At 69.6% G+C, this 17282-nt stretch carries 14 protein-coding genes and 1 pseudogene; 11 read left to right on the top strand and 4 right to left on the bottom strand.

Annotation, left to right across the window (positions count from 1 at the left end):
- Position 1 precedes the first annotated feature (1 nt).
- From secF to ACIQ7Q_RS28475, 3 genes are all read left to right on the top strand, one after another.
- Positions 2-1111: a protein translocase subunit SecF gene (gene secF, locus ACIQ7Q_RS28485; RefSeq protein ID WP_403868071.1), complete on the top strand. Its 1110-nt coding sequence runs from the start codon at positions 2-4 to the stop codon at positions 1109-1111.
- Positions 1108-1650 carry an adenine phosphoribosyltransferase gene (locus ACIQ7Q_RS28480; protein WP_403868067.1) on the top strand — a complete coding sequence of 181 codons (543 nt, stop codon included), beginning with the start codon at positions 1108-1110 and terminating at the stop codon, positions 1648-1650. The genes secF and ACIQ7Q_RS28480 overlap by 4 nt, the downstream gene beginning before the upstream one ends.
- A 314-nt stretch (positions 1651-1964) precedes the next feature.
- Positions 1965-4325: a RelA/SpoT family protein gene (locus ACIQ7Q_RS28475; RefSeq protein WP_403868320.1), complete on the top strand. Its 2361-nt coding sequence runs from the start codon at positions 1965-1967 to the stop codon at positions 4323-4325.
- Positions 4326-4403: 78 nt separating this feature from the next.
- Here the strand turns inward: ACIQ7Q_RS28475 and ACIQ7Q_RS28470 are convergent, their stop codons facing one another.
- Positions 4404-5633 carry a DUF349 domain-containing protein gene (locus ACIQ7Q_RS28470; RefSeq protein ID WP_403868064.1) on the bottom strand — a complete coding sequence of 410 codons (1230 nt, stop codon included), beginning with the start codon at positions 5631-5633 and terminating at the stop codon, positions 4404-4406.
- 172 nt (positions 5634-5805) lie between these two features.
- Positions 5806-6585 carry a peptidylprolyl isomerase gene (locus ACIQ7Q_RS28465; RefSeq protein ID WP_403868061.1) on the bottom strand — a complete coding sequence of 260 codons (780 nt, stop codon included), beginning with the start codon at positions 6583-6585 and terminating at the stop codon, positions 5806-5808.
- A 163-nt stretch (positions 6586-6748) separates the two neighbouring features.
- On the opposite strand from ACIQ7Q_RS28465, the gene ACIQ7Q_RS28460 reads away from it, so the two are divergent.
- From ACIQ7Q_RS28460 to ACIQ7Q_RS28445, 4 genes are all read left to right on the top strand, one after another.
- Positions 6749-7459 (top strand): MBL fold metallo-hydrolase, encoded by a 711-nt coding sequence (locus ACIQ7Q_RS28460; RefSeq protein WP_356636161.1) that lies wholly within the window; start codon positions 6749-6751, stop codon positions 7457-7459.
- 13 nt (positions 7460-7472) lie between these two features.
- Positions 7473-8735, top strand: coding sequence for a histidine--tRNA ligase (gene hisS / locus ACIQ7Q_RS28455; RefSeq protein ID WP_403868057.1), 1263 nt, complete (start codon positions 7473-7475; stop codon positions 8733-8735).
- Between the two features lie 172 nt (positions 8736-8907).
- The gene (locus ACIQ7Q_RS28450) at positions 8908-9540 is read left to right on the top strand and encodes a vitamin K epoxide reductase family protein (RefSeq protein WP_403868054.1); all 633 of its coding nucleotides are present in this window, start codon (positions 8908-8910) and stop codon (positions 9538-9540) included.
- A gap of 42 nt (positions 9541-9582) precedes the next feature.
- Complete coding sequence (locus ACIQ7Q_RS28445; protein WP_403868051.1) at positions 9583-10938, top strand: replication-associated recombination protein A; 1356 nt, start codon at positions 9583-9585, stop codon at positions 10936-10938.
- A 48-nt stretch (positions 10939-10986) separates the two neighbouring features.
- Here ACIQ7Q_RS28445 and ACIQ7Q_RS28440 read toward each other — a convergent pair whose 3' ends face one another.
- On the bottom strand, positions 10987-11688 hold the full coding sequence (locus tag ACIQ7Q_RS28440; protein WP_403868047.1) for a DUF2470 domain-containing protein: 702 nt from the start codon (positions 11686-11688) through the stop codon (positions 10987-10989).
- A 188-nt stretch (positions 11689-11876) separates the two neighbouring features.
- On the opposite strand from ACIQ7Q_RS28440, the gene rpsD reads away from it, so the two are divergent.
- Entirely contained in the window at positions 11877-12491 is a 615-nt protein-coding gene (gene rpsD, locus ACIQ7Q_RS28435) for a 30S ribosomal protein S4 (protein ID WP_403868044.1), read from the top strand.
- Positions 12492-12543: 52 nt separating this feature from the next.
- On the opposite strand, the gene ACIQ7Q_RS28430 is transcribed toward rpsD, so the two are convergent.
- Positions 12544-14688, bottom strand: coding sequence for an ATP-binding protein (locus tag ACIQ7Q_RS28430; protein ID WP_403868041.1), 2145 nt, complete (start codon positions 14686-14688; stop codon positions 12544-12546).
- A gap of 158 nt (positions 14689-14846) precedes the next feature.
- Between ACIQ7Q_RS28430 and ACIQ7Q_RS28425 the strand changes: the two genes are divergently transcribed.
- The 3 genes and pseudogenes from ACIQ7Q_RS28425 to alaS form a co-directional block, all read left to right on the top strand.
- Positions 14847-15278 (top strand): DUF948 domain-containing protein, encoded by a 432-nt coding sequence (locus tag ACIQ7Q_RS28425; RefSeq protein WP_403868038.1) that lies wholly within the window; start codon positions 14847-14849, stop codon positions 15276-15278.
- Positions 15279-15283: 5 nt separating this feature from the next.
- Positions 15284-15685 carry a DUF6167 family protein gene (locus tag ACIQ7Q_RS28420; protein WP_403868035.1) on the top strand — a complete coding sequence of 134 codons (402 nt, stop codon included), beginning with the start codon at positions 15284-15286 and terminating at the stop codon, positions 15683-15685.
- Positions 15685-17229, top strand: a pseudogene (gene alaS, locus ACIQ7Q_RS28415) (alanine--tRNA ligase); the annotation flags it as partial. The gene ACIQ7Q_RS28420 and the pseudogene alaS, both read left to right, overlap by 1 nt.
- Positions 17230-17282: the final 53 nt, after the last annotated feature.

Raw genomic sequence — 17282 nt, 5'->3', positions numbered from 1 at the left:
GATGTCGCGACTCGGCAACCTCGGTGCCAGGCTCTACCAGGGCGAGGTCGGCTATGACTTCGTCGGCAAGCGCAAGGTCTGGTACGGCGTCTCGATCCTGATCACGATCACCGCGATCGTGGCCCTCGCCGTCCAAGGCCTCAACATGGGCATCGAGTTCAAGGGTGGCGCGGTCTTCACGACGCCGAAGGCGGACGTGACCGTCTCGCAGGCCACGGACGCGGCCGCCGAGATCTCCGACCACATCCCGGTCGTCCAGGAGCTGGGCACCGGCGGCATGAGGATCCAGATCAGCGGTGTCGACACCGCTGAGGCCGACCGGGTCCAGAAGGAGCTCGCCCAGGAGCTCAACATCCCAGCCGAGAAGATCAACGCCGACCTCGTCGGTCCCAGTTGGGGTGAGCAGATCGCCAACAAGGCCTGGACAGGCCTCGGCGTCTTCATGCTCCTGGTCGTGATCTACCTGGCCATCGCCTTCGAGTGGCGCATGGCCGTGGCGGCCCTCGTCGCGCTGATCCACGACATCACCATCACGGTCGGCATCTACTCCCTGGTCGGGTTCGAGGTCACCGTCGGTACGGTCATCGGACTGCTGACCATCCTCGGTTACTCGCTGTACGACACCGTGGTCGTCTTCGACAGCCTCAAGGAGGGGTCGAAGGACATCACCAAGCAGACCCGCTTCACCTACAGCGAGATCGCGAACCGCAGCATCAACAGCACCCTGGTGCGTTCCATCAACACCACGGTCGTGGCGCTGCTGCCGGTCGCCGGTCTGCTGTTCATCGGCGGCGGTTTCCTCGGTGCGGGCATGCTCAACGACATCTCGCTGTCGCTGTTCGTCGGCCTCGCGGCCGGCGCCTACTCGTCGATCTTCATCGCCACTCCGCTCGTCGCCGACCTCAAGGAACACGACCCGCAGATGAAGGCCCTGAAGAAGCGGGTGCTCGCCAAGCGCGCCGCCGCCGCTGCCAAGGGCGAGAGCGGGCAGGACGAGGCGGACGGGGTGGGTGAGCCGCACGACGGGGAGCCGGGCGACGCCGCGCCCGCCGCCGCGGTCGTCGGTCCGCGCGGCCGCGGCCGGGGCCGTCCCTCGGACAGGCGCCGATGAGGGCCGCCACCCAGGAGCTCCTGCTCAGCCGCATCCGCGACGTCGCCGACTACCCGAAGCCGGGGGTGACGTTCAAGGACATCACGCCCCTGCTCGCGGACCCGGTCGCGTTCACCGCGCTGACCGACGCCCTGACCGAGTTCTGCGTCCGGCACGGCGCGACGAAGATCGTGGGCCTCGAGGCCCGCGGCTTCATCCTGGCCGCGCCGGTGGCGGTCCGCGCCGGCATGGGGTTCATCCCGGTGCGCAAGGCGGGCAAACTCCCCGGAGCGACGCTGTCGCAGGCGTACGAGCTGGAGTACGGCACGGCGGAGATCGAGGTGCACGCCGAGGACCTCAGTACGGGCGACCGCGTCATGGTCATCGACGACGTCCTCGCCACAGGCGGCACCGCGGAGGCTTCACTGGAGCTGATCCGCAGGGCCGGTGCCGAGGTGGCGGGCGTCGCGGTCCTGATGGAACTGGGATTCCTGGGCGGCCGGGCACGGCTCCGGCCGACGCTCGACGGCGCGCCGCTGGAGGCCCTGATCACCCTCTGACGCCACCCTGACCAGTGAATTTCCCACCGGTCCGAAGTCTGTCGCCCTGCCGAGACGGGCACCCGGGAACAACCGGGTGCCCGTCTCGCGTTGTGAGCAGCCTCCCCTCCGGGCGCGATGGGGACCGCCAAGGTCGATACCATGGGTTTTCCGGGCCTGACCGGGGACCCGGACCCGCACGAGGAGCGCTCTTGCCAGACGAGGCCCAGCCCGCCGCCGCGCAGCCCGACAAGAAGGCCGAAAAGGCCGCGGCAGCCCCTGTCACGCCCGAGCCGAAGCAGACGCAGCGGCCGCAGTCCGCCGCGCCCGAGCGAGTGAGTCAGGTCCCCGTCACCGCGCCGAAGCCCTTGCCGCCCACCGCGTCCCGCAGCGGGGGCTCCTCGAACCGTGTGCGCGCCCGGCTCGCGCGCCTGGGCGTACAGCGCTCCTCGCCGTACAACCCGGTGCTGGAGCCCCTGCTGCGGATCGTGCGCAGCAACGACCCCAAGATCGAGACGTCCACCCTCCGCCAGGTCGAGCGCGCCTACCAGGTCGCCGAGCGCTGGCACCGCGGCCAGAAGCGCAAGAGCGGCGACCCCTACATCACGCACCCGCTCGCGGTCACGACCATCCTCGCCGAGCTCGGCATGGACCCGGCGACGCTGATGGCCGGACTGCTGCACGACACGGTCGAGGACACCGAGTACGGCCTGGAGCAGCTGCGGCGCGACTTCGGCGACTCCGTGGCGCTGCTGGTCGACGGCGTCACCAAGCTCGACAAGGTCAAGTTCGGCGAGGCGGCGCAGGCGGAGACCGTCCGCAAGATGGTCGTCGCCATGGCGAAGGACCCGAGGGTCCTGGTCATCAAGCTCGCCGACCGCCTGCACAACATGCGCACGATGCGCTACCTCAAGCGGGAGAAGCAGGAGAAGAAGGCCCGCGAGACCCTCGAGATCTATGCGCCGCTGGCCCATCGCCTCGGCATGAACACCATCAAGTGGGAGCTGGAGGACCTCGCGTTCGCGATCCTCTACCCCAAGATGTACGACGAGATCGTCCGCCTCGTCGCCGAACGGGCGCCCAAACGCGACGAGTATCTCGCCATAGTGACCGACGAGGTCCAGTCCGACCTGCGCGCCGCCCGCATCAAGGCGACCGTCACCGGCCGCCCGAAGCACTACTACAGCGTCTACCAGAAGATGATCGTCCGCGGCCGTGACTTCGCGGAGATCTACGACCTGGTGGGCATCCGCGTCCTCGTGGACACGGTCCGCGACTGCTACGCGGCACTCGGCACGGTGCACGCGCGATGGAATCCGGTCCCTGGCCGGTTCAAGGACTACATCGCGATGCCCAAGTTCAACATGTACCAGTCGCTGCACACGACGGTCATCGGCCCCAACGGCAAGCCCGTCGAACTGCAGATCCGCACCTTCGACATGCACCGCCGCGCCGAGTACGGCATCGCGGCGCACTGGAAGTACAAGCAGGAGACCGTCGCAGGCGCGTCCAAGATCCGCACGGACGTTCCCAAGGCCGGCAAGGGCACCGCCGGGCAGGACACCGTCAACGACATGGCCTGGCTGCGGCAGTTGCTGGACTGGCAGAAGGAGACGGAGGACCCCGGGGAGTTCCTGGAGTCCCTGCGCTTCGACCTGTCGCGCAACGAGGTCTTCGTCTTCACGCCCAAGGGCGACGTGATAGCGCTCCCCGCGGGCGCCACGCCCGTCGACTTCGCCTACGCCGTGCACACCGAAGTGGGCCACCGCACCATAGGCGCACGGGTCAACGGGCGGCTCGTACCGCTCGAGTCGACCCTCGACAACGGCGACCTGGTCGAGGTCTTCACGTCCAAGGCCGAGGGCGCGGGCCCCTCCCGCGACTGGCTGGGCTTCGTCAAGTCGCCGCGGGCGCGCAACAAGATCCGCGCCTGGTTCTCCAAGGAGCGCCGCGACGAGGCCATCGAGCAGGGCAAGGACTCCATCGCGCGGGCCATGCGCAAGCAGAACCTGCCGATCCAGCGCATCCTCACCGGGGACTCCCTGGTCACCCTGGCACACGAGATGCGCTACCCCGACATCTCCTCCCTGTACGCGGCGATCGGGGAGGGGCACGTCGCCGCACAGGGCGTCGTCCAGAAGCTGGTGCAGGCCCTCGGCGGCGAGGAAGCCGCCAACGAGGACATCGCCGAGTCCACTCCGCCCTCGCACAGCCGCAGCAAGCGCCGCAACAACGCCGACCCCGGCGTGGTGGTCAAGGGCGTCGAGGACGTGTGGGTCAAGCTGGCCCGCTGTTGTACGCCGGTGCCGGGCGACCCGATCATCGGCTTCGTCACCCGCGGCAGCGGCGTGTCGGTGCACCGCGCGGACTGCGTCAACGTCGACTCGCTGTCGCAGCAGCCCGAACGGATCCTCGACGTCGAGTGGGCGCCGACGCAGTCGTCGGTCTTCCTCGTCGCCATTCAGGTCGAGGCACTCGACCGCTCGCGCCTGCTGTCCGACGTGACCCGGGTCCTGTCCGACCAGCACGTCAACATCCTGTCGGCGGCCGTGCAGACCTCCCGCGACCGGGTGGCCACCTCGCGCTTCACCTTCGAGATGGGCGACCCCAAACACCTCGGCCATGTCCTGAAGGCCGTTCGGGGCGTGGAGGGCGTGTACGACGTCTATCGCGTGACCTCGGCGCGACGGCCCTGACGGACGCGCGCACAGCATGACGAAGGGGCTCCCCGCCACCTGCGGGGAGCCCCTCCGTCATGAGCTGCGGCGAAAGAACTAGCCGCCGAACTCCTGCAGACCCTTCAACGCCTGGTCCAGCAGCGCCTGACGGCCCTCGAGCTCCTTGGCCAGCTTGTCGGCGCGGGCGTTGTTGCCCTGCGAGCGAGCCGTGTCGATCTGCCCGCGCAGCTTGTCGACGGCCGCCTGCAGCTGACCCGTCAGACCCTCGGCACGCGCACGCGCCTCCGGGTTCGTACGGCGCCACTCGTTCTCCTCGGACTCCTGAAGAGCCCGCTCCACCGCGTGCATCCGGCCCTCGACCTTGGGCCGGGCGTCGCGCGGCACATGGCCGATGGCCTCCCAGCGCTCATTGATCGAACGGAAGGCGGCCCGGGCGGCCTTGAGGTCGGTCACCGGCACCAGCTTCTCGGCCTCGGTGGCGAGTTCCTCCTTGAGCTTGAGGTTCTCCGCCTGCTCGGCGTCCCGCTCGGCGAACACCCCGCTGCGCGCCGCGAAGAAGACATCCTGCGCGCCGCGGAAGCGGTTCCACAGATCGTCCTCCGCCTCGCGCTGCGCACGGCCCGCGGCCTTCCACTGGGTCATCAGATCGCGGTAGCGGGCCGCGGTCACACCCCAGTCCGTGGACCCGGAGAGCGACTCGGCCTCGGCGACCAGCTTCTCCTTGGTCTGGCGCGCGTCCTCGCGCTGGGCGTCCAGCGAGGCGAAGTGCGCCTTGCGGCGCTTGGAGAACGCGGAGCGCGCGTGCGAGAAGCGGTGCCACAGCTCGTCGTCCGACTTCCGGTCGAGCCGGGGCAGGCCCTTCCAGGTGTCCACCAGCGCGCGCAGCCGCTCGCCGGCGGCCCGCCACTGCTCGCTCTGCGCCAGCTCCTCGGCCTCGGTGACCAGCTTCTCCTTGGCCTGCCGCGCCTCGTCGTTCTGCTTCGCCCTCTGGGCCTTGCGCTCCTCGCGACGCTTCTCGACCGTCGCCACCAGCGCGTCGAGCCGTACCCGCAGCGCGTCGAGGTCACCCACCGCATGGTGCTCGTCCACCTGCTGACGCAGATGGTCGATGGCGGCCTGGGCGTCCTTCGCCGACAGGTCGGTCGTCTTCACCCGCCGCTCGAGGAGGCCGATCTCGACCACCAGGCCCTCGTACTTGCGCTCGAAGTAGGCCAGAGCCTCCTCCGGAGTCCCGGCCTGCCACGATCCGACGACCTGCTCGCCCTCGGCAGTTCGCACGTACACGGTGCCCGTCTCGTCGACACGGCCCCACGGGTCGCTGCTCACAGCGCCTCCTCAACCTGATGCCGGCGAGGGTTCGTCCCCCCGGGCATCGTCCACAGTTTCCTGGACGGGCCTCGCCCGCCCCTCACAACGCGAATGCAGCGCGCTGCACAACGCCAATCTAGGCGACCGGCCGCCCGGCTGTCCGCACTCAGCGCGGCCGAAATTGCCCGGCTCACACCTTTGTGACCGTTGCCTTCTGCAAGGTGACGGCCTTCTTCGGCGCCCCGTCCGGTGCGCCTCCCTGGACCCCGGCCTTGCCCACACCCTGCACGACCTTCAGGCTCTTGGCGTCCATGGTGCCGAACGGCGTATAGGCGGGGGGCAGTTTGCTGTCCTTGTAGACGAGGAAGAACTGGCTGCCGCCCGAGTTCGGCTGGCCGGTATTGGCCATCGCCACCGTGCCCGCCTTGTATGTGACCGAGCCGTCGGCGCCCGGCTTGCCGAGACCGTTCAGGTTCTCGTCGGGGATGGTGTACTCGGGGCCGCCGGTGCCGTCGCCCTTCGGGTCGCCGCACTGCAGCACGAAGATGCCCTGTGTGGTCAGGCGGTGACACTTCGTGCCGTCGAAGTAGCCCTTGTCCGCCAGCGATTTGAACGAGTTCACCGTGTGCGGCGTCTTCGCGGCGTCCATGGCGATCGAGATCGCACCCTGGGTGGTCTTGAGCGCGTAGGTGTACTTGGCCTTCTTGTCGATCGACATGGCCGGCTCGGGCGCCTTGCTCTCCGACGGGGAGGAGCTCGGCGGGACGTCGAGCGGTGCCGCGTCGTCCTTCTTGCCACCGGTGAGGCCCATCGCGTAGACGGCGCCGCCGGCGGCGAGCACCACGGCGAGCGCCGACGCGATGATCGTGTTGCGCCGCCTGGCCTTGTGACGTGCCTGCTCCCGACGCTGCTGCTGGCGCTCGAACTTCTCCCTGGCGAGCTGCCGCCGCCGCTGATCGCTGCTGACCACCGGGTCTTCTCCTTGTACGTTTCGAATACGTCGCGTAGTGATAACCGCCGAGCCTGCCCGTACCGTATACGGGTTGGCTGTGTGATGAGCAGCGCCGGTAGGCTCTGATCTGCTGCAATCGATGTGAGGCAGCTGTCCGACGACGACCGAACTGAGGACGATCGTGCTTATTGCCGGGTTCCCCGCCGGGGCCTGGGGCACCAACTGCTACCTGGTCGCCCCCGCCGCAGGCGAGGAGTGCGTGATCATCGACCCGGGCCACCAGGCCGCCGAGGGTGTCGAGGACGCGCTGAAGAAGCATCGGCTCAAGCCTGTCGCCGTCGTCCTCACCCACGGGCACATCGACCACGTCGCCTCCGTCGTTCCCGTGTGCGGGGCCCACGACGTGCCGGCCTGGATCCATCCCTCGGACCGCTACATGATGAGCGATCCGGAGAAGGCTCTCGGACGCAGCATCGGGATGCCGCTCATGGGCGAGATCACGGTCGGGGAGCCCGACGACGTCAAGGAGCTCACCGACGGCGCGGCGCTGAGCCTGGCCGGTCTCGATTTCTCCGTCTCGCACGCGCCCGGCCATACCAAGGGGTCGGTGACCTTCAAGATGCCCGAGTCGGCGGACGTTCCGTCCGTCTTCTTCTCGGGCGACCTGCTGTTCGCCGGCTCCATCGGACGCACGGACCTGCCCGGCGGCGACATGGACGAGATGCTCGAGTCGCTGGCACGGGTGTGCCTGCCGCTCGACGACTCGACCGTGGTGCTGTCCGGCCACGGCCCCCAGACGACCATCGGCCGCGAGCGCGCCACCAACCCGTATCTGCGCGAGGTGGCCGCCGGCCTCGGGAGCGTTTCGCCCGCTCCCCGACGAGGAATGTGACGAGACTTCTCACGTGAGTACCTTCCAGGCCCCCAAGGGCACGTACGACCTGATCCCGCCGCGGTCCGCGACGTACCTCGCGGTCCGCGACGCGATCTCCACTCCGTTGAAGAACTCCGGCTACGGCTACATCGAAACGCCCGGCTTCGAGAACGTGGAACTCTTCGCGCGCGGTGTCGGTGAGTCCACCGACATCGTCACCAAGGAGATGTACGCCTTCGAGACCAAGGGCGGCGACAAGCTCGCGCTGCGTCCCGAGGGCACGGCGTCCGTCCTGCGCGCGGCGCTGGAGGCCAACCTCCACAAGGCCGGCAACCTGCCCGTGAAGCTCTGGTACTCGGGCTCGTACTACCGCTACGAACGGCCGCAGGCGGGCCGCTACCGGCACTTCTCCCAGGTCGGTGCAGAGGCGATCGGCGCCGAGGACCCGGCGCTGGACGCCGAGTTGATCATCCTCGCCGACCAGGCGTACCGCGCGCTCGGCCTGCGGAACTTCCGCATCCTGCTGAACTCCCTGGGCGACAAGGAGTGCCGTCCCGTCTACCGCGAGGCGCTGCAGACCTTCCTGCGCGACCTCGACCTCGACGAGGACACCCGCCGCCGTATCGAGATCAACCCGCTGCGGGTTCTGGACGACAAGCGCGACGCGGTGCAGAAGCAGCTGACCGGCGCCCCGATGCTGCGCGACTACCTGTGCGACGCGTGCAAGGCGTACCACGAGCAGGTGCGCGAGCTGCTGGGCGCCGCGGGTGTCGCCTTCGAGGACGACGAGAAGCTGGTGCGCGGTCTCGACTACTACACGCGCACGACCTTCGAGTTCGTCCACGACGGCCTCGGCTCGCAGTCCGCGGTGGGCGGCGGCGGCCGCTACGACGGCCTGTCCGAGATGATCGGCGGCCCTGCGCTGCCCTCCGTCGGCTGGGCGCTCGGCGTGGACCGCACGGTTCTGGCCCTGGAGGCGGAGGGTGTCGAGCTCGACATCCCGGCCGCCACCAGCGTGTACGCGGTCCCGCTGGGGGAAGAGGCGCGGCGCGTGCTGTTCGGCGTCGTGACCGAGCTGCGCAAGGCGGGCGTCGCCGCGGACTTCTCGTACGGCGGGAAGGGCCTCAAGGGCGCGATGAAGAACGCCAACCGCAGCGGTGCCCGGTACACGATCGTCGCCGGTGAACGCGATCTCGCCGAAGGCGTCGTCCAGCTCAAGGACATGGAGTCCGGTGAGCAGGCGCCCGTGGCGCTGGCCGAGCTGGTCGACGAGATGCGGAACAAGCTGGCCTGACACGCAGCGGCAGGGGGCCCCGGGGTGATCAACTGCTCCGGGGCCCTTCGCTGTTGTGCGGGTGGCCGGCCACCGCTTTCGGGTGTTCCTTGTCCGAGGCGGACGGAGCGGGCCTGTGCCGGTGCGGCACAATGACCGTGACCTCAGCAGCCCCCGGAGATGGAACGGCGATATGACGAGTTCAGCGGCCAGCGACGTGTCCACCGACCACGAGGCGCCCGGCGCGCGCACGGTCGGCGGCAGCAAGGGCCTCGCCTGGCTGCTGGTGATCACCGGTGCCGCCGGGCTTCTCGCCGCGTGGGTCATCACGATCGACAAGTTCAAGCTGCTGGAGGACCCCGGGTTCACACCGGGATGCAGCCTCAACCCTGTCGTCTCGTGCGGCAACATCATGGAGAGCGACCAGGCCGCCGTCTTCGGTTTCCCCAATCCGATGCTGGGCCTGGTCACCTACGGCATGGTGATCGCCATCGGCATGGGCCTCCTCGCTGGCGCCCGCTACCGCCGTTGGTACTGGCTCGGCCTCAACGCCGGCACGCTCTTCGGCGTCGGCTTCTGCACCTGGCTCCAGTACCAGTCGCTGTACGAGATCAACGCCCTGTGCCTGTGGTGCTGTCTGGCCTGGGTCGCCACGATCTTCATGTTCTGGTACGTGACCTCGCACAACATCCGCCACGGACTGCTGCCGGCCCCGGCCTGGCTGCGCGGCTTCCTCGACGAGTTCACCTGGGTCCTGCCCGTTGTGCACACGGGCGTGATCGGCATGCTGATCCTGACCCGCTGGTGGGACTTCTGGACCGGCTGACCGGATCCGGCGATGTCAGTGGGCTGACATAGGCTGCACAGCGTGGAGCCCGACCTGTTTACCGCCGCAGCCGAAGAACGCCAGGAGAAGGACCCGACCAGCAGCCCCCTGGCCGTTCGGATGCGCCCGCGCACCCTGGACGAGGTGGTCGGTCAGCAGCATCTGCTCAAGCCCGGATCGCCGCTGCGCCGGCTCGTCGGCGAGGGCGGGCCGGGACCGGCCGGGGCCTCCTCCGTGATCCTCTGGGGTCCGCCGGGCACCGGCAAGACCACCCTGGCCTACGTCGTCTCCAAGGCGACCAACAAGCGTTTCGTCGAGCTCTCCGCGATCACCGCCGGCGTCAAGGAGGTCCGCGCGGTCATCGACGGCGCCCGGCGCGCCTCGGGCGGCTTCGGCAAGGACACCGTCCTCTTCCTCGACGAGATCCACCGTTTCTCCAAGGCCCAGCAGGACTCCCTGCTGCCCGCGGTCGAGAACCGCTGGGTGACCCTGATCGCCGCCACCACGGAGAATCCGTACTTCTCGGTGATCTCCCCGCTGCTCTCCCGCTCCCTGCTGCTCACGCTGGAGTCGCTGACCGACGACGACGTCCGCGGCCTGCTGCGGCGTGCGCTCGCCGAGGACCGGGGGCTCGGCGGCGCCGTGTCGCTGCCCGAGGACGCCGAGGCCCATCTGCTGAGGATCGCCGGCGGCGACGCCCGCCGGGCACTGACGGCCCTGGAGGCCGCCGCCGGCGCTGCGCTCGACAAGGGCGAGGGCGAGATCACGCTCCAGACCGTCGAGGAGACCGTCGATCGTGCGGCGGTGAAGTACGACCGCGACGGCGACCAGCACTACGACGTGGCCAGCGCGCTCATCAAGTCGATCCGCGGCTCCGACGTGGATGCCGCGCTGCACTACCTGGCGCGGATGATCGAGGCGGGGGAGGACCCGCGGTTCATCGCCCGGCGGCTGATGATCTCGGCGAGCGAGGACATCGGGCTGGCCGATCCGACCGCCCTGCCGACCGCCGTGGCCGCGGCGCAGGCCGTTGCCATGATCGGCTTCCCGGAGGCGGCGCTCACCCTCAGCCACGCCACCATCGCGCTGGCGCTCGCCCCCAAGTCGAACGCGGCGACGACGGCGATCTCCGCCGCCCAGCAGGACGTGCGCAACGGCCTGGCAGGCCCGGTCCTGCCGCACCTGCGCGACGGCCACTACAAAGGCGCGGCCAAGCTCGGCCACGCCCAGGGATATGTGTATCCGCACGACGTCCCGGGCGGTATCGCCGCGCAGCAGTACGCGCCGGACGCGGTGCACGGCAGGCGCTACTACGAGCCGACGCGATACGGCGCGGAGGCGCGGTACGCGGACGTGGTGGAGAAGGTGCGGGAGCGGCTGCGCGGCGAGGACGGCTGATTCTCACCTTGCAGGACCAGGGCCCGGCGATCGCGCAGCCCGCCCCGTTCAGTACGACGCAGCCTCGAAGAGGGTGTGCATCGCGCGGCGCAGTTCGGTGACGTCCCGTACCGGCGTGGGGAAGTCGAAGCGCACGTCGAAGGTGCGCTTCCCGGTGAACCGCACCCGTAGGCCGAACCTGTCCAGCGCCAGCGGCACCGCCCGCTGCTCTTCCTCGGTCCCTGCCTCGTCGCCTCCGCTTTCCCCCAGCAGCGAGCCCAGCGCCTGCACCTGCTCGCTGTGCGCGGAGTGCAGGTGCTGCAGCAGTTCGGTCTCGTGGGCGACGAGGGGGTCGACCGAGGCGCCCGTGAACGCCTCGGGCTCCACGTGCGCGGCGCCCCACAGGTCGTCGACGTTCGCCTCTTTGAGTTCCAGGCGCAGCATCATGAAGCCCGGCTCCGTCGCGAGGCCGGGCACGCAGGTCAGCCAGCCGGTGACCCAGGCGCGTCCCCGGATACGGTTGGGCACGGCGACCGGCGCGACGTCGGTGATCTCCAGGACGGCCGGCAGCTCGTCGTCCTGCGCGTGTGTGGCGGCCCGGACGGCGGGGGAGTCGGCCGGGAAGAGCAGGAAGACTTCGCCGTCGGTGCCGACCGCGCGGGCCTGTGGGCTCAGCTGCTCGGGCCGGGCGCCTTCCACCCCGGAAACGAGCAGTACCGCCGAGCATGTACTCTGTACGAGAGTTCGTGTGCGCTCGGCTGCTGACGGCATCCGAGTGATTTCAAGCCCGCTGGGACGCGGCTGACCATGAGCTGATCGGACCTCCGTCACCTCGATGCTCGCAGAAGCGTCGGTGTTCTCTGTGCTGTCCGTGATGCGCTTGGTGTTCCCAGGGCGAGACATGCGATCTCCTTGAGTAAGGTGAGCCTAACCTAACCTACAATGGAGGTCTGGAGAACGTGCCTAACCAGTCGCGTCCCAAGGTCAAGAAGTCTCGCGCGCTCGGTATCGCGCTGACGCCGAAGGCCGTCAAGTACTTCGAAGCCCGCCCCTACCCGCCGGGCGAGCACGGCCGTGGCCGCAAGCAGAACTCGGACTACAAGGTCCGTCTGCTCGAGAAGCAGCGCCTGCGTGCGCAGTACGACATCAGCGAGAAGCAGATGGCGCGCGCCTACGACCGCGCCAAGAAGGCCGAGGGCAAGACCGGCGAGGCGCTGGTCATCGAGCTCGAGCGCCGTCTCGACGCCCTGGTCCTGCGTTCGGGCATCGCCCGCACCATCTACCAGGCTCGTCAGATGGTCGTCCACGGCCACATCGAGGTCAACGGTGGCAAGGTCGACAAGCCGTCGTTCCGCGTCCGTCCCGACGACGTCGTGATGGTCCGCGAGCGCTCCCGCGAGAAGCCGCTGTTCCAGGTCGCCCGTGAGGGTGGCTTCGCGGCCGACGGCGAGACCCCGCGCTACCTGCAGGTCAACCTCAAGGCCCTGGCGTTCCGCCTGGACCGTGACCCGCAGCGCAAGGAAGTTCCGGTCATCTGCGACGAGCAGCTGGTCGTCGAGTACTACGCCCGCTGATCTTGGGGGCCGCTCCCGGCTGCAGCCGGGAGCAGTAGTCGCTCAGAGCGCCTCAGCCCGCCGACTCCCCGCCGCTCGCGGTGGGAGAGTCGGCGGGTTGCCGCGTTTCCTGGGGGTGGACGCGCTGCCGGCCGACCGGCCCGGGCCTCGGCGGTTTCGGCGCCGCGAGGGCGCGCCGCACCGCCGCCTCGAGGGAGAGCCCGTTCCCCTCCTGTACGCAGGCCTCTTGCCGCTCGGCCCCGAGCAGGGCGATCGTCCGTTCCTCGCACAGCGCGCGCGGTGCGCCGAAACGGCCGGAGCCGAACAGCGGCAGTCCCACGGACGTCCACACCGGGGCCGCCGCCCCCTGAAGGACCGCCGCCTCCGCCGGGTCGCCCTGGCTCGCCGTCACAAGAGCCAGCAGCTCGAGGGCGAGCACCAGCCCCACGAGGTCGTTGAACGTGTGGTCGATGACGATGCACTCGGCGAGCAGCTCGCGAGCCCTGCCGTGTTCTCCGGCCGTCCAGGCCGCGTACGCCAGCACATAGAGCGCGTACGAGCGGGTCCAGCGCTCGCCGCGGTCCTCGCAGACGAGCCTGACCTCCTCGCACAGGGCGACCGCGGCGTCCAGTCGGTCCTGGAAGACGAGACTCATGGCCAGCTCGACCCGGCCCATCAGCACGTTGCTGTTCAGCTCGCCCGCGTCCTCGTACGAGGCGAGGGCCGATCGCAGCAGCGCCTCCGCCCGGGGCATGTCGTCGGAGAGGAGCGCCAGACAGCCCTTCCGGTGAACGGCGTAGGCGCCGGCGAGCCGGTGCCCCGCCCGGTGCGCCCGCTCGCCGCACTCATGCAGTGCGCCCGCCGCCGCGGCGAAGTCGCCCTGAAGGACGGCCACGTAGCCGAGCACCCACAGCGCCTTGAGCCGCGACTCCTCGTGCTCGGACTCATGGGCGAGGCACCGGTCGAGCCAAAGCCTGCCCTCGGACATCCGGCCGCAGCCGGCCCAGTGGAACCAGAGAGTGCCCGCCAGATGTTGGCCGAGATGTACGTCCTCCGGGCGCTCCAGGCAGACTTCGAGCGCCGCCCGAAGGTTCGGCAGCGCGCTGTCGGCGCAGGCGGCCACCTCCGCCTGGCGCGGGCTGAACCACTCGAGCTCGCACCAGGTGGCGAGCCCCATGTACCAGTCCCGGTGGCGGCGGCGGAGCCGCTCGGTGTCGCCGATCGCCTCCAGCCACTCGGCCCCGTACGCACGCACCGTGTCCAGCAGCCGGTAGCGCAGTCCGGCGGCCGTCTCCTCGCGGAGCACCACGGACTGGGCGACCAGCTCGGCGAGCACGTCCAGGGCGCCGTCCTCGGGGAGTTCGGGCCCGGTGCAGATGTACTCGACGGCCTCCAGGTCGAACTGCCCGGCGAAGACGGACAGCCGTGCCCACAGCAGCCGTTCCTCGGGGGTGCACAGCTCGTGGCTCCAGCCGATGGCGGTGCGCAGGGTCCGGTGGCGCGGCAGCACGCCGCGGAAGCCGCCGGTGAGCACCGTGAAGCGATCCTCCAGCCGGTGCAGCAACTGGCCGACGGACAGCGCCGGCAGGCGTCCCGCGGCGAGTTCCAGCGCCAGCGGGATGCCGTCGAGCCGCCGGCACAGTTCGAGAACGGCGGGCCGGCCGGCGTCGTCGACGCGGAAGTGCGGCAGCACGGCCGCCGCCCGGGCCGCGAAGAGCGTCGCCGCGTCGTCCCGTCCCATCGCGGTCAGTGGGAACACCTGCTCCCCGTCGATCCGCAGTGGCCTGCGGCCCACGGCGAGCACCTGAACGCCGGGGGCGCCGCACAGCACGTCCCGTAAGAGCTCCGCGCAGGCGTCGACGATCTGCTCGAAGCCGTCCACCACGAGGAGCAGGCGACGTGCGGAGAGATGAGCGAGCACGACATCGCGCGGTGGTCTTCTGGTGTGGTCGGTGATGCCGAGCGCCTCCGCGAGAGCATGGGCGATCAGATCGGGGTCGCGAAGCAGCGACAGGTCACAGAGCCGCACACCGTCGCCGTACCGATTCTGCACGGCCGCCGCGGCGTGCAGCGCGAGGCGGGACTTGCCCACTCCGCCCGCCCCCACGACGGTGACCAGCCGGGCCTCGTCCAGAGCGCCGCGGAGCGCGGCCAGTTCGTCGGCACGGCCCACGAACCGGTTCAGTTCGGCGGGGAGGTTGGTGTGACGGTGTCGCATAGGGAACGCAGAGTACTCGCACGTAAGCACTGCGTACAGTCTGCCCGGGTCGGCTTCCGGGCTGTGCACCGGTAATGCGGTACGGGCCGCCGCCTGGGGCGCGATAGGCTCGGAGACGATTTCTCGAGTACCCGAAGACGAGCAGAGAGCGGTGCGCAGTGACCGGTGGAGAGGTTGCCGGGATTCTGGTGGCCGTCTTCTGGGCGATCTTGGTCTCCTTCCTCGCCGTGGTGCTGGCGAGGCTGGCCCAGACGCTCAGGGCGACCACCGAACTCGTGGCGAACGTGACGGAACAGGCCGTGCCCCTGCTGGCCGACGCCTCTGCGACGGTGCGCTCGGCGCAGACTCAGCTCGACCGGGTCGACGCCATCGCGACCGACGTCCAGGAAGTGACGTCCAACGCCTCGGCCCTCTCCACGACGGTCGCGTCCACCTTCGGAGGCCCGCTGGTCAAGGTCGCCGCCTTCGGATACGGCGTACGCCGCGCGATGAGCCGCAAGAGCGACGACAAGCCCGCGGCGCCGTCGCGCGGCTCCGTGATCGTCGGCCGCACTGTGCCGGGTGCCCGGCGCAGGAACCGGAAGGGCTGAGAACGATGTTCCGCCGCACGTTCTGGTTCACCGCCGGCGCAGCAGCCGGGGTGTGGGCCACCACCAAGGTCAACCGCAAGCTCAAGCAGCTCACCCCGGAGAGCCTTGCGGCGCAGGCCGCGAACAAGGCGGTCGACGCGGGCCACCGGCTCAAGGACTTCGCGCTCGACGTCCGCTCCTCCATGGCACAGCGCGAGGGTGAACTCGCCGAAGTGCTGGGCCTGCACGCGACGCCCGGACGCGAGCTTCCCGCACAGCGGGGCAGGGCCGCGGTGGGCCGGAACGAGCCCGCGCAGCTCAGGTATCTGCACGGCAAGACGTCACACGACAAGCATTCGAACACCGAGCACTCGTCCGGCGAAGAGCCGAACGGCGAGCATTCGTACAACCGGAATGAGGACCACTGATGGAGTCGGCTGAAATCCGCCGCCGCTGGCTGAGCTTCTTCGAGGAGCGCGGGCACACCGTCGTCCCTTCGGCGTCGCTCATCGCGGACGACCCGACTCTGCTCCTCGTCCCCGCGGGCATGGTGCCCTTCAAGCCCTACTTCCTCGGTGAGGTCAAGCCGCCCGCCCCGCGCGTGACCAGCGTGCAGAAGTGCGTGCGCACGCCGGACATCGAAGAGGTCGGCAAGACCACCCGGCACGGCACGTTCTTCCAGATGTGCGGCAACTTCTCCTTCGGTGACTACTTCAAGGAAGGCGCCATCAAGCTTGCCTGGGAGCTGCTCACCAGCCCCCAGGACAAGGGCGGTTACGGCCTCGACCCGGAGAAGCTCTGGATCACGGTCTACCTCGACGACGACGAGGCCGAGCAGATCTGGCGCGACGTCATCGGCGTGCCCGCCGAGCGCATCCAGCGCCTCGGCAAGAAGGACAACTTCTGGTCGATGGGCGTCCCCGGCCCCTGCGGCCCCTGCTCCGAGATCAACTACGACCGCGGTCCCGAGTTCGGCGAGGAGGGCGGCCCCGCCGTCAACGACGAGCGCTACGTGGAGATCTGGAACCTGGTCTTCATGCAGTACGAGCGCGGCGCCGGCGACGGCAAGGAGGACTTCCCGATCCTCGGCGACCTGCCGAGCAAGAACATCGACACCGGTCTCGGTCTCGAGCGCCTCGCCATGATCCTGCAGGGCGTGCAGAACATGTACGAGACCGACACCCTGCGCGTCGTCATGGACAAGGCCACCGAGCTCACGGGTGTGCGCTACGGCGACAAGCACGACACCGACGTCTCGCTGCGTGTGGTCGCCGACCACATTCGCACCTCCACGATGCTCATCGGCGATGGCGTCACCCCCGGCAACGAGGGCCGCGGCTACGTCCTGCGCCGCATCATGCGCCGCGCCATCCGCAACATGCGCCTGATGGGCGCCACCGGCCCGGTCGTCAAGGACCTGGTCGACGTCGTGATCGACACGATGGGCCTGCAGTACCCGGAGCTGGTCACCGACCGCAAGCGGATCGAGACCGTCGCCCTCGCCGAGGAGGCTGCCTTCCTCAAGGCCCTCAAGGGCGGCACCAACATCCTCGACACCGCCGTCACCGAGACCAAGTCCGCCGGCGGCACGGTCCTGTCCGGCGACAAGGCGTTCCTGCTCCACGACACCTGGGGCTTCCCGATCGACCTCACCCTCGAAATGGCCGCCGAGCAGGGCCTGTCCGTCGACGAGGACGGCTTCCGCCGCCTGATGAAGGAGCAGCGGGACAGGGCCAAGGCCGATGCCAAGGCCAAGAAGACCGGCCACGCCAATCTGTCCGCCTACCGCGAGGTCGCCGACAACTCCGGCATCACCGAGTTCACCGGGTACAGCTCCACCGAAGGCGAGTCGACCGTCGTCGGCCTGCTCGTGGACGGAGTGTCCTCCCCGGCCGCCTCCGAGGGCGACGAGGTCGAGGTCGTCCTCGACCGCACCCCGTTCTACGCCGAGGGCGGCGGCCAGAACCCGGACGCCATCGGCGACGCCGTGGCCGCCGTCGAGCGCCTCGTCGCCGAGACGGCGTG

It is taken from the genome of Streptomyces sp. NPDC096176 (genome assembly GCF_044763255.1).
Classification (GTDB): domain Bacteria; phylum Actinomycetota; class Actinomycetes; order Streptomycetales; family Streptomycetaceae; genus Streptomyces.
The sequence above is the reverse complement of the archived record's forward strand: the minus strand, read 5'-3'. Positions and strand labels throughout refer to the sequence as shown.